Annotated in this window: 13 protein-coding genes; 6 read left to right on the forward strand and 7 right to left on the reverse strand. The window is 65.1% G+C overall.

The genetic code is table 11. From position 1 onward, the window contains the following. Positions 1-247: 247 nt before the first annotated feature. The 5 genes from HMPREF3174_RS08280 to tyrS all read right to left on the reverse strand — a co-directional run bounded on the left by HMPREF3174_RS08280 (position 248) and on the right by tyrS (position 5,133). Positions 248-1,162, reverse strand: a complete 915-nt coding sequence (locus HMPREF3174_RS08280; protein ID WP_070448367.1) for a metal ABC transporter permease — start codon at positions 1,160-1,162, stop codon at positions 248-250. Then, complete coding sequence (locus HMPREF3174_RS09420; RefSeq protein WP_068539010.1) at positions 1,159-2,049, reverse strand: metal ABC transporter permease; 891 nt, start codon at positions 2,047-2,049, stop codon at positions 1,159-1,161. The genes HMPREF3174_RS08280 and HMPREF3174_RS09420 overlap by 4 nt, the downstream gene beginning before the upstream one ends. After that, positions 2,046-2,768 (reverse strand): metal ABC transporter ATP-binding protein, encoded by a 723-nt coding sequence (locus HMPREF3174_RS09425; protein ID WP_062613850.1) that lies wholly within the window; start codon positions 2,766-2,768, stop codon positions 2,046-2,048. Before HMPREF3174_RS09425 ends, HMPREF3174_RS09420 begins: the two co-directional genes overlap by 4 nt. Positions 2,769-2,801: 33 nt before the next feature. Continuing rightward, positions 2,802-3,731 carry a metal ABC transporter substrate-binding protein gene (locus HMPREF3174_RS08295; protein ID WP_070448368.1) on the reverse strand — a complete coding sequence of 310 codons (930 nt, stop codon included), beginning with the start codon at positions 3,729-3,731 and terminating at the stop codon, positions 2,802-2,804. A 142-nt stretch (positions 3,732-3,873) separates the two neighbouring features. Further along, a complete protein-coding gene (gene tyrS, locus HMPREF3174_RS08300) occupies positions 3,874-5,133 on the reverse strand; it encodes a tyrosine--tRNA ligase (RefSeq protein WP_068539008.1) in 1,260 nt (419 codons plus the stop codon). A 193-nt stretch (positions 5,134-5,326) separates the two neighbouring features. Here tyrS and HMPREF3174_RS08305 point away from each other — a divergent pair, with 193 nt between their 5' ends. Genes HMPREF3174_RS08305 through HMPREF3174_RS08315 form a run of 3 tightly spaced genes read left to right on the forward strand, consistent with a single transcriptional unit; the run spans position 5,327 to position 7,189 of the window. Then, positions 5,327-6,148: an ABC transporter ATP-binding protein gene (locus HMPREF3174_RS08305; RefSeq protein WP_068539007.1), complete on the forward strand. Its 822-nt coding sequence runs from the start codon at positions 5,327-5,329 to the stop codon at positions 6,146-6,148. Between the two features lie 31 nt (positions 6,149-6,179). Further along, positions 6,180-6,965 carry an ABC transporter permease gene (locus HMPREF3174_RS08310; protein WP_068539006.1) on the forward strand — a complete coding sequence of 262 codons (786 nt, stop codon included), beginning with the start codon at positions 6,180-6,182 and terminating at the stop codon, positions 6,963-6,965. Next, on the forward strand, positions 6,965-7,189 hold the full coding sequence (locus tag HMPREF3174_RS08315) for a helix-turn-helix transcriptional regulator (RefSeq protein ID WP_068539005.1): 225 nt from the start codon (positions 6,965-6,967) through the stop codon (positions 7,187-7,189). Before HMPREF3174_RS08310 ends, HMPREF3174_RS08315 begins: the two co-directional genes overlap by 1 nt. A 61-nt stretch (positions 7,190-7,250) precedes the next feature. Here HMPREF3174_RS08315 and argH read toward each other — a convergent pair whose 3' ends face one another. Further along, on the reverse strand, positions 7,251-8,672 hold the full coding sequence (gene argH / locus HMPREF3174_RS08320) for an argininosuccinate lyase (RefSeq protein ID WP_246783083.1): 1,422 nt from the start codon (positions 8,670-8,672) through the stop codon (positions 7,251-7,253). Positions 8,673-8,759: 87 nt separating this feature from the next. Here argH and galE point away from each other — a divergent pair, with 87 nt between their 5' ends. From galE to HMPREF3174_RS08335, 3 genes are all read left to right on the forward strand, one after another. Further along, entirely contained in the window at positions 8,760-9,803 is a 1,044-nt protein-coding gene (galE, locus tag HMPREF3174_RS08325; protein ID WP_062613843.1) for a UDP-glucose 4-epimerase GalE, read from the forward strand. Positions 9,804-9,874: 71 nt separating this feature from the next. Further along, positions 9,875-10,876 (forward strand): ornithine carbamoyltransferase, encoded by a 1,002-nt coding sequence (argF, locus tag HMPREF3174_RS08330; RefSeq protein ID WP_062613842.1) that lies wholly within the window; start codon positions 9,875-9,877, stop codon positions 10,874-10,876. Further along, positions 10,869-12,113, forward strand: a complete 1,245-nt coding sequence (locus HMPREF3174_RS08335) for an MFS transporter (RefSeq protein WP_070448370.1) — start codon at positions 10,869-10,871, stop codon at positions 12,111-12,113. Before argF ends, HMPREF3174_RS08335 begins: the two co-directional genes overlap by 8 nt. A gap of 163 nt (positions 12,114-12,276) precedes the next feature. On the opposite strand, the gene HMPREF3174_RS08340 is transcribed toward HMPREF3174_RS08335, so the two are convergent. Further along, the coding region (locus tag HMPREF3174_RS08340; RefSeq protein ID WP_210382947.1) for an FG-GAP repeat domain-containing protein at positions 12,277-12,808 on the reverse strand (532 nt) is incomplete at its 5' end.

Consider the following 12,808-nt stretch of genomic DNA (forward strand, 5'->3'; position numbering starts at 1 on the left):
CACTATTGAGATATCAAACAACACACCCACATCCGAAAACCACCGTTTGAGCGGTAACTTCCGAAGGGAGGAACGCTAGCTTAGCATTCCCGTTGCTCAGTGTCAAAATCGTTCGAGGTCTTGACTCCGTCGAGCGCGACTCACCTCAAGAATTTGCGTCTTTGGGTTTGTGTCGCTCTCCGTGGCAACGAATAGATACTTTACGCATGAACGACGCGGACGTCAATTTCACGAACGGTGTCACTGGTCACAGCCTCAAACCGCGAGATTCCGCCAGTTCTTCGAAGACACCACCCTCGGCCACCTGGCGCGCACGGTTCTCGCGCGCCGCTTTGAGGTACATGAGGACGACGAAAATGACGCCGTCGACGAAGGCCATGGTCGGCGTCGTGGGAACGTCGGCGAGCCAGGCGATAAGGAAGCCAGCCACTGCAGAAGCCGCCGCAACCCCCAGGGAAGCCGCGAGCATAGTCTTGAGGCTGCGCGAAAACAGCAGCGCTGTCGCAGCCGGCACCACCATGAGCGCAATAACGAGGATCGCGCCCGCCACGTTAAAGGCCGCCACCACGGTGAGGGCAACCAGGATCATAAAAACGGTGTCAACGATCTTGACAGGCATGCCTGACACGACAGCGAAGTCACGGTCGAAGGTGGATGCCTGGAGCACGCGGTAAGTCACCACCATGAAAGCCACGTTCACCGCGGCCACCCCCAAAAGTAGCCACATCATGTTCGGACCGAGGTCGAGGCGGCCCACCAAAAGGTGCTCGGAGGGTAGGGCCATGAGGTTGAGGTCGCCTACGAGCACGGTGTCGGTGCAGATGTGGACGTTGGATAGGCGCGTGGATAGCAACAGCACTCCGAGCGCGAAGAGCGCGGGGAAGATCGCTCCTTGGTTGGCATCTCCCGCAAGCAGCCCCGAGCCCTTGAGCTTGTCCGCGCCGACGACGACGATGAGCCCGCACGCCGTGGCAATTAAGGTCATGAGCGGGGAATGCGTGCTGCCAGACACGATCGCGCCGATCACGATCCCGGGAAGGACGGCGTGCGAGAGCGCGTCCACCAACATCGACTGCCCGCGAAGCACCAGGAAGGTGCCCGGCAAGGCGCACGTGATCGCAGTCGTGAGTGAGAGCAAGAGAACAGAAAGAATGAATGTCATGCGACGGCCCTCCGAACCCGCGCAGCGCGTCGGCGCGACATCCGCCGCGGGGAGAAGACCAGGGCGAGGATGAAGACGGCGAAGAGAATGAGAACGACGACGGGGCCGGTAGGAACGCGCCCGGCGGTCACGGAGAAGTAGGCCCCGACGAGTCCGGAGACTCCCCCGATCAGCGCCGAGCCGGCCACGAGCCCGGACATCGAGGTGGTGAATTGGCGGGCGGCCGCCGGCGGCATGATCGCGAACGCGACCACGAGGATCATGCCCACGGCCTTGATTCCCACCACGATCGCCACGGTGGTGGTGATGATGACGAGCGCCTCCATCTTCCGCGGCGCGAAGCCCTGGACCTGGGCGGCCACCTCATCGAAGCAGTAGAGCTTGATTTCCTTCCAAAAGGCCAGGAGGGCGAGGATAGCGATCCCGCCGAGGAAGGCCACGGTGATGATGTCAACCTGGCGCATGGTGGCGGCGTTCCCGAAAAGGTAGCTGTCGATGCCGCCGCGGTTCGGGAGGGTGGAATGGTTGACGAGGTAGAGGCCGATCATGCCCCCGCCGTAGAAGATGGCCATCGAGATTGCCATGGCGGCGTCGATCCCCACCCGCTGGTGCGCGATCGCGTTCGTCAAAAGGAGTGCGAGGACGGAGGCGATCGTCCCACCCACGGTCAATACGAGGATGGAACGCCCGTCGAAGCCGAGCAACGTGGCAATCACGAAGGCGCTGATGACGCCGGCGAGCGAGGAATGCCCGACGACGTCCGAGGCCAGCGACTGCCGGCGCAGATAAAGGATTGCCCCCAGCGCGCCGGCGAGGGCGCCGATGAGGGTCGTGCCGATCGCGGTGGTGCGGAAGGCGTAGGTGCCAAAAAATTCAGCGAGGCTCACTCCGGGATCACCTCCGCCAGCCCGTAGGCGCGGTGGATGGTCGCGGGCGTGAAGGCCTGGTCGAGCGGCCCGGTCGCCTCCACCCGGCCCTCGCGCAGGAGGGTGGCGTGGGTGCAGAAGTCCTTGACCGTTCCCAGGTCGTGATGCACGACGCCGATCGCTCGGCCCTCGGCCGCAAGCCCGCGGAGCACGTCGGTGATGGCGAGCGCGGAGGCGATATCGACGCCGGCGAAAGGCTCATCGAGCAGAAGGAGGTCGGGCTCTCCGGCGAGCGTGCGCGCAAGGAAGGTTCGCTGCTTCTGCCCGCCGGAGAGCTCGGAAATGTGGCGGTCGGCGAGGTCAGTGATTGAGAGTCGATCCATCGCCTCATCCGCCAGCACGTATTGGGCGCGGCTCGGGCGGCGAAGCCACCCGAGCCTGCCGTAGGTGCCCATGAGCACCACGTCGCCCACGGTGGCCGGGAAATCCCAGTCCACCGCAGCCACCTGCGGCATATACCCCACGCGATGCCGCACGGTGGAAAGGGGCTCGCCAAAGAAGGAGGCGGAGCCCGCCAGAGGCGGAACGAGACCTAGAGCCGCCTTGATGAGCGTGGATTTTCCCGCACCGTTCGGTCCAAGGATGGCCATGATCTGGCCCGTATCGATTGACATGCTGGCGGCGTGGAGTACCACGCGGTCGCGGTAACCCGCAGTCAAGGATGAGATCTCTAAGTGCACTGTTTCTCCTTCCGGCGATCAAGGTGTCGCGGACTACTTGAGGCCAGCGACGATGGCGTCGACGTTGTGCTGGAACGCGCCCAGGTAGGTGTCGACCGGGGCCTCCACGCCGAGCGTGTCAGCGAAGAGCTCCTCGTCGGCGATCTTCACGTCCCAACCGGCGGACTTGACGGCGTCCTGCAGGTGCTTGATGACTTCGGGGTTCTTGAGGTTGTCGGCGAAGATGACGGGGAGCTTCTTCTCGGCGATGAGGGTGGCCAGCTCGTTGATCTGCACGGCCGACATCTCCGACTCAGACGAGACAAAGTCGGTGGCGTGGATCTCGAGGCCGTAGGTGCGTCCGAGGTAGTTGAAGGCGTCGTGGCCGGTGACGAGTGTGCGGCGCTCCGCGGGGATCTTGTCGAACTCGGCTTTGGCGGCCTCGTGCATGGCCTGAATCTTGCCGTTGTACTCGGCGGCGTTGTCGCGGTAGGTCTGGGCGTTGTCGGGGTCGATCTTTGCGATCTTCTCAGCCGTGGCGGTCACCACGAGCTGCCAGGCCACCGGGTCGTTCCAGATGTGCGGATCGTGGCCCTCGATCTGGCCGTCCTCTTCCCAGGGAAGGAGGTCTGCTTCGGGGATCGCCTCGCCCGCGGGGATCTGGCGGTCGCCCAGCTTGTCGAACTGGGCCATCATCTTGTGCTCCATGTCGTGGCTGGTCCACACCACCAGGTCCGCCTTTCCGATCTTCGCGGTGTCAGAGGTGGTGAGCTCCTGGGTGTGGGGGTCTCCGCCGGGGCCGACGAGCACGGTGAGGTCGGCGTCGGGAGCGATGTTCCTGACCGCGTCCCCGAGGTAGCCGGTGGAGGCGACGATGGTGAGCTTGCCGTCGGAATCCGAACCAGTGTCTTCCTGCGAGCATGCCGACATGGTCAGTGCAAGGACCGAAGCCGACGCGAGGGCAAGGAGTCGTTTAATAGCCATGGCCAACTTTCTCTTAGGGAACCCTTATTAGATTCGATATTATCAAATTATCGTTTTCGCCGTGCCGCAATTTAGGGCTTTTGACCTGGTCAAGGCACGAAAAAGCGCCGGGGACTCCCCCGGCGCCTTTCCTAACAGTGTCCTACAGCACGCGGATCGCCGTCAGGTTCTTCTTCCCCTTGCGCAGAAGCACGAGCGAACCCGGCAACACGTCGCCCGCGTCAATCACGCGCTCGGCGTCCTCAACCTTGACGTTGTTGATGTAGACGCCACCGCCGGCGATCGTGCGCCGCGCCGCGCCCGCGCCCTTCTCCAGCCCGAGCGAAACGAGCACGTCCACCACGGCGTCGCCCACGCGCGCCTCGGCAGAAGGCAGCTCGGCCGTGGCGTCGAGTAGCGTGCGCTCATCCAAACCCGCCGGCTCAGCCTTGCCAAACAGCACGAGCGAGGCCTGCTTGGCCCGCTCGGTGGCCTCGGCGCCGTGCACCCACGTGGCAACCTCCTCGGCCAGCACGCGCTGCGCCTCGCGGGCCTGTGGGCGCTCCGCCACTGCGGCCTCCAGCTCTTCGATCCGATCCCGATCGAGGAACGTGAAGACCTTGAGCATGCGCACCACGTCCTCGTCGGCCGTATTCAGCCAGAACTGGTAGAACTTGTACGGGCTAAGCATGTCGGGGTTGAGCCACACGGCCCCACCCTCGGTCTTGCCGAACTTCGTGCCATCGGCCTTGGTGATGAGCGGGTTGGTGAGCACGTGCACCGACTCCCCCTCGGTCTTGCGGATGAGATCGAGCCCGCCCACGAGGTTGCCCCACTGATCATCCCCGCCCACCTCGAGCGTACAGCCGTAGCGGCGGTAGAGCTGGAGGTAGTCATTCGCCTGGAGGATCTGGTAGGAGAACTCGGTGTATGACAGCCCCTCCTCCGACTCGAGACGGCGCCTCACGATGTCCTTGTTCAGCATGGTGCCCATGCGGAAGTACTTGCCAAGATCGCGCAGGAAGTCGATCGCGGACAGCTCGTTGGTCCAGTCAAGGTTGTTTACCGTGCGGGCCGCGTGCGAGCCCTCGAAGTCGAGCAGGGTCTCCAGCTGGCCGCGCAGCGCCTCGGCCCACCCGGCCACCACGTCCTTCGTGTTGAGCTGGCGCTCACCCTTGGCGCGCGGGTCGCCGATGAGGCCGGTGGCGCCGCCCACGAGCACGAGCGGGTTGTGGCCGGCCATCTGCAGGTGGCGCATGACCTTGACCGCCACGAGGTGGCCGTGGTGGAGAGAGGCCGCGGTCGGGTCGAAGCCACAATAGAACGTCACGGGCCCCTCCGAGAGCGCCTTGCGCAACTCGTCAATATCGGAGGTTTGGGCGATGAGCCCACGCCATTGCAGTTCTTCGAGGACGTCCGTCACTTCATTCCCTTTCCTTTGCGCTCGCCGCGGCGGCGAACCACATCAATCTTGCCTCAACTGCTTCTCTTGCCTCAATTCTACCCGCGTTCACGACGCCGTCGCCGCCGCTGCGTCCGGACAGTCCGGCGCACGTCGTTGACGTGATGTAGTATTCCTACTACGGTTAGAGCTGTTAGGACAACAAGGAGGTTTCATGCTGACAGTGACCGACCTACACTTCGCCTACGGCAAGAACGAGGTGTTGAAGGGCGTCTCGCTCAGCCTCGACGCCGGCGAACTCCTCGCCGTGCTCGGCCCCAACGGCGCCGGCAAGACCACGCTCATCGAGGTGATCCTCGGCACCTACGCCCCGGTATCGGGAACCGTATCCGTGTTCACGGACGGGCCCACCTGGACCCGGATCGGGCTGGTCCAGCAGCACTGGACCGACCACGCCAAGTGGCGCGTGAGCGACCAGCTGGGCTGGATGGAGCATGCCTTCAAGTCGGCGGGCCGGCCCACCCGCGACATCGACGATCTGCTAACGCGCGTGGGGCTGACCGGGAAAAAGAACGAGCGCCTCGGGCAGCTCTCGGGTGGCCAGCGCCGGCGGGCGGACTTCGCCGCGGCGCTCATCGGATCACCGGACCTGCTCATCCTCGACGAGCCGACCACCGGGCTTGACCCGGCCGGCAAGCTCGAAATCCACGACCTCATCGCCGACGCCGCCGACCGCGGCACCGGCGTCCTCATGACCACCCACGACCTGCCGGAGGCCGAAAAGCTCTCCACCAAGATCGCCATCATCAACGACGGCGTAGTCGCAGCTCAGGGTACCGCCACCGAGTTGCGCGAGAAGTTCGTGCGCCCGGCGGAGGTGACGTGGGTGGAGGGTGACACGCGCCACGTCCACCCCACCGAGCACGTGGAAGAGTTCGTGGCAACGCTCGACCTGTCGGCCATCACCGGCCTGACCATCACCCGGCCCACCCTCGAAGACGCCTACCTCGATCTGGTCGGCCACAAACGCAACTGAAAGGATAGCGATGTCACACTTTGGTAAGGCAGTGAGGATTCAGGCTCTGGCGGATCTGCGTCCGCAGCTCCTGGGCCTGTCCGCTCTCAACATCCTCATCATCCCGGCGCTGTGGACGTTCCTCGGCAGGCGGCTGACGGGTTTGGTCGAGGGCATGGACGTGAGCGTGGGCCACTACCTCATCGCCGGTTCACTCGTCGGATTCTCGGCGATGGTGGCCTACCAGATCGCGACGGAGATATATAACGAGTACATGGCCGGCACGCTGTTGCGGGTGCGCACGCTCCCCCAGGGCGTGAAGATCTGGTCCACGGCAAAGCTGATCACCTCGGCCGGCGTCATCCTCGTCTCCCAGGTGCTGCTCCTCCTCGCCACCCTCTTCTTTATCCCCGGCTTCGCCCTGACGTGGGACAAGGTAGCGCTCGCCATCCCCTTCCTCATCCTCACGCTCGCCGCCACGGCCCCGCTGGGCTTCATCATCGGCGCGTTGACGCGGACCGCCACGGCGCTCATCATCGGGATGCTCCTCTTCATGGGCTTCATGGCGATCTCGGGGATCTTCTTCCCCCTCGACCCCCTGCCCGGCTGGCTCCAGGCTGTCTCAAAGGTGCTGCCGATCTACCACGGCGGCGTGGTCTCACGCTGGGTCTTCCTCGGCGGGGCCGAGAACGTGGCTCTCTCCAGCGGTGTGCTCGCCGCGTGGTTCTTCCTTGGCATGATCGTGGCGCGCAAGGCGATAGTCTTGAGTTTTAGCAAGGTCAGCCTGGGCACGGTGGCCCGCGCCCAGCAAAACCTGAAGAACACCATGGGAATCTGATGAAGGACGACGTCGTATACAACCGGATCGCGCTGCTGCGCACGGACCGCGGCGTGTCCCGGCGCGAGCTCGCCGAAGCGATGGGCGTCCACTACCAGACCATCGGCTACCTCGAGCGCGGCGAGTACGCCCCCTCCCTCCACCTGGCCCTGCGCATCGCCGCATTCTTCGACCTCCCCCTCGAGCGCGTGTTCTCCCTCGAGGAATTCCCGCCGCTCAATTGAGCCAACGACGACGGTCGCCCGCCTGGCGCTTCAGGCGGGCGACCGTCGTGGTTAGCGGCGTTTAGCGGGCGTGAACGCGGGAGTTGGCGAATTCGCGTAGCTCGAGCACGCGGCGTGCGGCCTCCTGGCGCTGTTCGGCCACGCGCTCGGGCGCGGTTCCTCCTCGCCCACGACGCGCGGCCACGGATCCTTCGACGCTCAGCACCTCGCGCACAGCGGGCGTGAGGCGCGAGTCGATCCGGGCAAAGTCGTCATCTGTGAGGTCCCACAGCTCGATGCCGCGCTTCTCGCACGTGGCCACACACGCGCCCGAGATCTCGTGGGCCTCGCGGAACGGCACGCCCTGGCGCACGAGCCACTCGGCGATGTCGGTGGCGAGCGAGAAGCCCTGAGGGGCGAGCTCGGCCATCCGCTCATAGTTGAGCTCCATCGTGGCGATCATGCCGGCCACGGCGGGCAGCAGCACGTCGAGGGTGTCCACCTGATCGAACACGGGCTCCTTGTCCTCTTGCAGGTCGCGGTCGTAGGCCAACGGCAGGCCCTTGAGCATCGCGAGCAGACCAGTGAGGTCGCCGATGAGGCGGCCGGCCTTGCCACGGGCGAGCTCGGCCACGTCCGGGTTCTTCTTCTGCGGCATGATCGACGATCCGGTGGAGAACGTGTCGTCGAGGGTGACGAAGGAGAACTCCTTCGTGTTCCAGATGATGATCTCCTCGCTGATACGAGACAGGTCGATGCCGATCTGCGCCATGACGAAAGCGAATTCAGAGGCGAGGTCGCGCGCGGACGTGCCGTCGATCGAGTTCGGCGAGCTCGTGGCAAAGCCCAAGTCCGCCGCCACGGCCTGCGGGTCCATGCCGAGCGTGTTGCCGGCCAGCGCCCCCGAACCGTACGGGCTCTCGGACAGCCGCATGTCAAGATCAACCAGCCGGCCGACGTCGCGAAGCATCGGCCACACGTGCGCGAGCAGCTGGTGGGCCACGAGCACCGGCTGGGCGTGCTGCATGTGCGTGCGCCCGGGCATGATCGCCTCCCCCGCGCGCTCGGCCTGGGCCATGAGGGCGTCGACGACGTCGAGCAGCCGGCCGCCGATGTGGCGGGCCTGGTCGCGCAAGTACATCCGGATGAGGGTGGCAATCTGGTCGTTGCGCGAACGCCCGGCACGCAACTTCCCGCCGAGCTCCGCACCGGCGCGTTCGATGAGGCCGCGCTCGAGGCAGGTGTGGACGTCCTCGTCGTCGGGCCGAGGGCCGAACGCACCAGAGGCGACGTCGTCGTCGAGAAGCGTGAGGGCGGAAAGCATCCCGGACAACTCGGAGTCGGACAGGAGGCCGGCCTTATGCAGGGCGCGAGCGTGCGCGCGCGAGCCAGCGATATCGTAGCGTGCCAGGCGCCAGTCAAAGTGAGTGGAGCGGGAAAGCTCGGTCAGTGCGTCCGCGGGCGCGCCACTAAAACGGCCGCCCCATAAAGCCAGATGTTCCATGCATTTATCATGCCAAAGAAGCCAGGCCAGTGCGGGCATTCTTCGCCGGGAGTAGGATAGAAGACACACCGAGAGAAGGGAAGAGCAATGAAGGTGTTGGTCGCAGGTGGAGCCGGATACATCGGTTCGCACACTGTCGTGGAACTGGTCGCCGCGGGCCACGAACCCGTGATCGTCGATAACTTTTCCAACTCCAAAGAAACCGTGATCGACCGCCTCGAGGAACTCACCGGGCGCTCCCTCGAATGGTATAAGACGGACCTGGCCGACCCCGAGCTCACGCGCCAGATCTTCCTCAAGACCCGCCCGGACGCCGTCATCCACTTCGCCGGCTACAAGGCCGTGGGCGAATCGGTGGAAAAGCCGCTCGACTACTACGAGAACAACTTCAACACCACCTTCTCCATCACCCGGGCCATGATCGCCGCCGGCACGAAGGAGATCGTCTTCTCCTCCTCGGCCACGGTCTATGGCGACGTGCCGCTCCCGCTCCTGGAGGATGAGAAGCACCTCGATTCCCTCTCCCCCTACGGCTACACGAAGGTGGCGGGCGAGCGCATCCTCACCGACATCGCCCACGCCCACGGCTTCAAACTCGGCCTGCTGCGCTACTTCAACCCCGTGGGCGCCCACAAGTCCGGCCGCATCGGCGAAAACCCGCTCGGGATCCCGAACAACCTCATGCCGGCCGTGGCGAAGGTCGCCGCGGGCCGCCAGGAGAAGCTGCTCATCTTTGGTGACGACTACCCCACGCGCGACGGCTCGTGCATTCGCGACTACCTGCACGTGGTGGACCTGGCCAAGGCCCACGTGGTGGCCCTGGAAAAGATGATGGACGGCCCGTGGGACGTGCGAATCTGGAACCTCGGCACCGGGCGCGGCACCTCCGTCTTCGAGCTGGTGAGCGCCTTCGAGAAGGCGTGCGGGCACGAGCTGGCCAAGGAGGTCGCACCGCGGCGCGCCGGGGACCGCGACGAGGTCTTCGCCGAGCCCACGCGCGCGCTCGAGGAGCTGGGCTGGAAGACCGAGCTCACGATCGAGGACATGTGCGAGGACACGTGGCGCTGGCAGTCCAATAACCCGGACGGCTACCCAGACGGCCCGGCGAAGTCCCAGCCCGGAACCGTCTGACCAGAATGATTGGCCCCCGCGCGGGGGTGAAATCTCGCGCCCGTGGGCGTGCGTGCGGATAAACTGGCCACATGCATGAACTTCACGGACGTTCCTTCCTCAAAGAGGCCGATTTCACCCCCGCGCAGTGGCGCGCGCTGATCGAACTGGCAGCCGACCTCAAGCGGCAACGCTACGAGGGGCGTGAGGTCCAGCGCCTAGTGGGCAAGACGATCGCACTCATTTTTGAAAAGACCTCCACCCGCACGCGCACTGCCTTCGAGGTGGCGGCATACCACCAGGGCGCCCACGTCACCATGCTGGACGGCACCACGTCCCAGATCGGCCACAAGGAAAGCTACGCGGACACCGCGGCCGTGCTCGGGCGCTTCTACGACGCGATCGAGTTCCGCGGCGCCCACCAGTCCGACGTCGAACTGCTGGCCGCTTGGTCCGGCGTGCCGGTCTACAACGGGCTCACCGACGAATGGCATCCCACCCAGATGCTCGCCGACGCGCTCACCATCGCCGAACATGTCGACAAGCCGTTCGAGGACGTCACGTACGTGTACGTGGGAGACGCCCGCTTCAACATGGGCCGGTCCCTGCTCGTGTCCTCCGCGATGCTCGGGATGGACGTGCGGATTGTGGCGCCGCAGGCCTTCCAGCCCGACGCCGAGGCCCAGCGCATCGCGGCGGAGTTCGCGGAGCAGACGGGTGCCCGGATCACGATCACTGACGAGGTGGGGGCGGTCGAGCGCGCCGACGTGGTCGCCACGGACGTGTGGGTGTCCATGGGCGAGTCCAAAGACGTGTGGAACGAGCGCGTCGAGGCGCTGCACGACTACCAGGTCAACGCCGCGCTCATGGCGGCTGCCGGCCCGGAGGCGATCTTCATGCACTGCCTGCCCGCCTTCCACGACCTCAACACGGCTGTGGGCCGTGCGGTCTACGAGGCCACCGGAATGGACGCGCTCGAAGTCACCGACGACGTCTTCTCCTCGGCCGCCTCCGTGGTCTTCGACCAGGCCGAGAACCGCATGCACACGATCAAGGCAGTCATGGTGGCAACCCTGGGCCACGACCTTGGCTAAGTTCCTCGATCGCAACCCGATCACCCGCCTCATCCTGCCCATCTACCTGCCGGCGCTCATCTTCGCGATCGGCTCGGGCACGGTCATGCCCGTCCTGGCCCTCGCCGCGCTCGACGTCGGCTTCGACGAGGCCGGCTCCTCGGCAGCCGTGGGCGTGCTCGGCTTCGTCTCGATCGTCATCTCCCCGCTGCTGGGCAAGCTGATCGCGCGGATCGGCGACAAGTCCGCGCTCATCGCCGGCTCGGGCGCCGCGCTCGTGGCGCTTGGCGGGTTGCTGTGGACGTGGGCGTACCCGGGCACGACGCCGTCCCGCGCTGTTTTCGTGCTCGCTATCGTCCTGTTGGCGGTCGGCTCGAATTCGTGGTCGCTCGCGCGGCAGGCCTACCTGGCCGAGTCCATCCCACCCATGTGGCGGGCCCGCGGCCTGTCCACGCTCGGCGGAATGATCCGGATCGGCCAGCTCATCGGCCCGCTGGTGGCCACGGCCCTGCTGACCGCGTGGGCGCTGCAGTCCGTGTTCATCTTCAACATCCTGCTCATCTTCTTGGCTCTCGCCCTCATCGTCGCCTACGTGGTGCCCGACCCGGCCGCCGAGCGCAAGCGCGTCTCCGCCGGCCAGAGCGAGGAGGAAAGCCGCGGGCTCGAACACCGCTCGAAGCTGGCCACGATCATCCTCGGGATCGGCATCAACTGCCTCAACGTGCTACGGGCCAACCGCTCGGTCATCGTGCCACTGTGGGGGACCTTCCTCGGCTTCCAGCCCACCTTCGTCACCGCCACCTTCGCCGTGACAGCCCTGCTCGATACCCTGATGTTCATCGTCTCCGGCTCGCTCATGGATCGGCGCGGCCGGCACTGGGCGCTCCTGCCCTCCCTCGTCTTCATGCCGATCGGGATCGTGGTCATGATCCTATGGACCACACCGCTCGGCTTCGTGGTGGGCGCCGCGATCCTCGGCTTTGGCAACGGATTTGGCGCCGGGATCGTCATGACGATGGGCGCCGACCTGTCCCCCATCACCAACCGCGCTGCCTTCCTCGGGATCTGGCAGTCGATCGTGGCGATCGGCACCGCGGCGGGCCCGTTCGTGGTGTCGGGCATGACGGCCGCCGTGAGCCTGCGCGCGGGCCTGTGGGCCACCGTGGCCATCGGCGCCTTCGGCCTCATCTGGTGCGCCGCGCTCGTGCCGGTGGCCTACCGGCGCCTTGGCACCGACCTGCGCGGAATGCCGCTCTGAGACTGCCATTATGCGCAGCTCTTCGACACAACTTGTGAGTCTTCTGCTCATCGCGCCCATATAGAAATCGGCAGCCGGTATATTCACGACTTCTGTCGGCCAACCCGGGTAAAGAAGAGGGCGGGGGCTCCGTCCGCGAGCCCCCGCCCTAGTGTTGACCGTGCTAGCCGATCAACGCGATGTTATGCCACCCATGGCCTCCTTCAACCGGGGCATTCCAATACCCCTTACCCATATTGAAGTAGGTAAAGAGCTTGCCATCCTCGCGAATACCAACCAGGTCAAAACGACCATCACCATTGACATCACCAGGAATCACGGCATCGACGAAGTTCTGCCACCCATGACCAATCTGGCCCGTGAGCTTGATCTGGCCCTCACGATCACCGGCGTAGAAGAACATCTTCCCATCAGAACGAATACCGACGATGTCAGCATTCCGATCCCCGTTCATATCACCAGGGCCAAGAATGACGTTCATCGCCCCCCACCCGTGACCGATCTTCACACCCGACTTCATCCCCCGCGAGGTCAGCACGTAGCGGTACAGATCACCGCTCGGCACGTGGCGAGCCACCACATACTCCGTCTGGGTCGAGCCCATCTTGCCGGCATAGACAATGTTGTCCATGTTTGTCCAGCCATGACCCACCTGCGAGCCCTGAGTCAGGAAACCATCACCCTGAGAGTAGTAG

Source organism: Trueperella sp. HMSC08H06 (genome assembly GCF_001808465.1).
Classification (GTDB): domain Bacteria; phylum Actinomycetota; class Actinomycetes; order Actinomycetales; family Actinomycetaceae; genus Trueperella; species Trueperella bernardiae.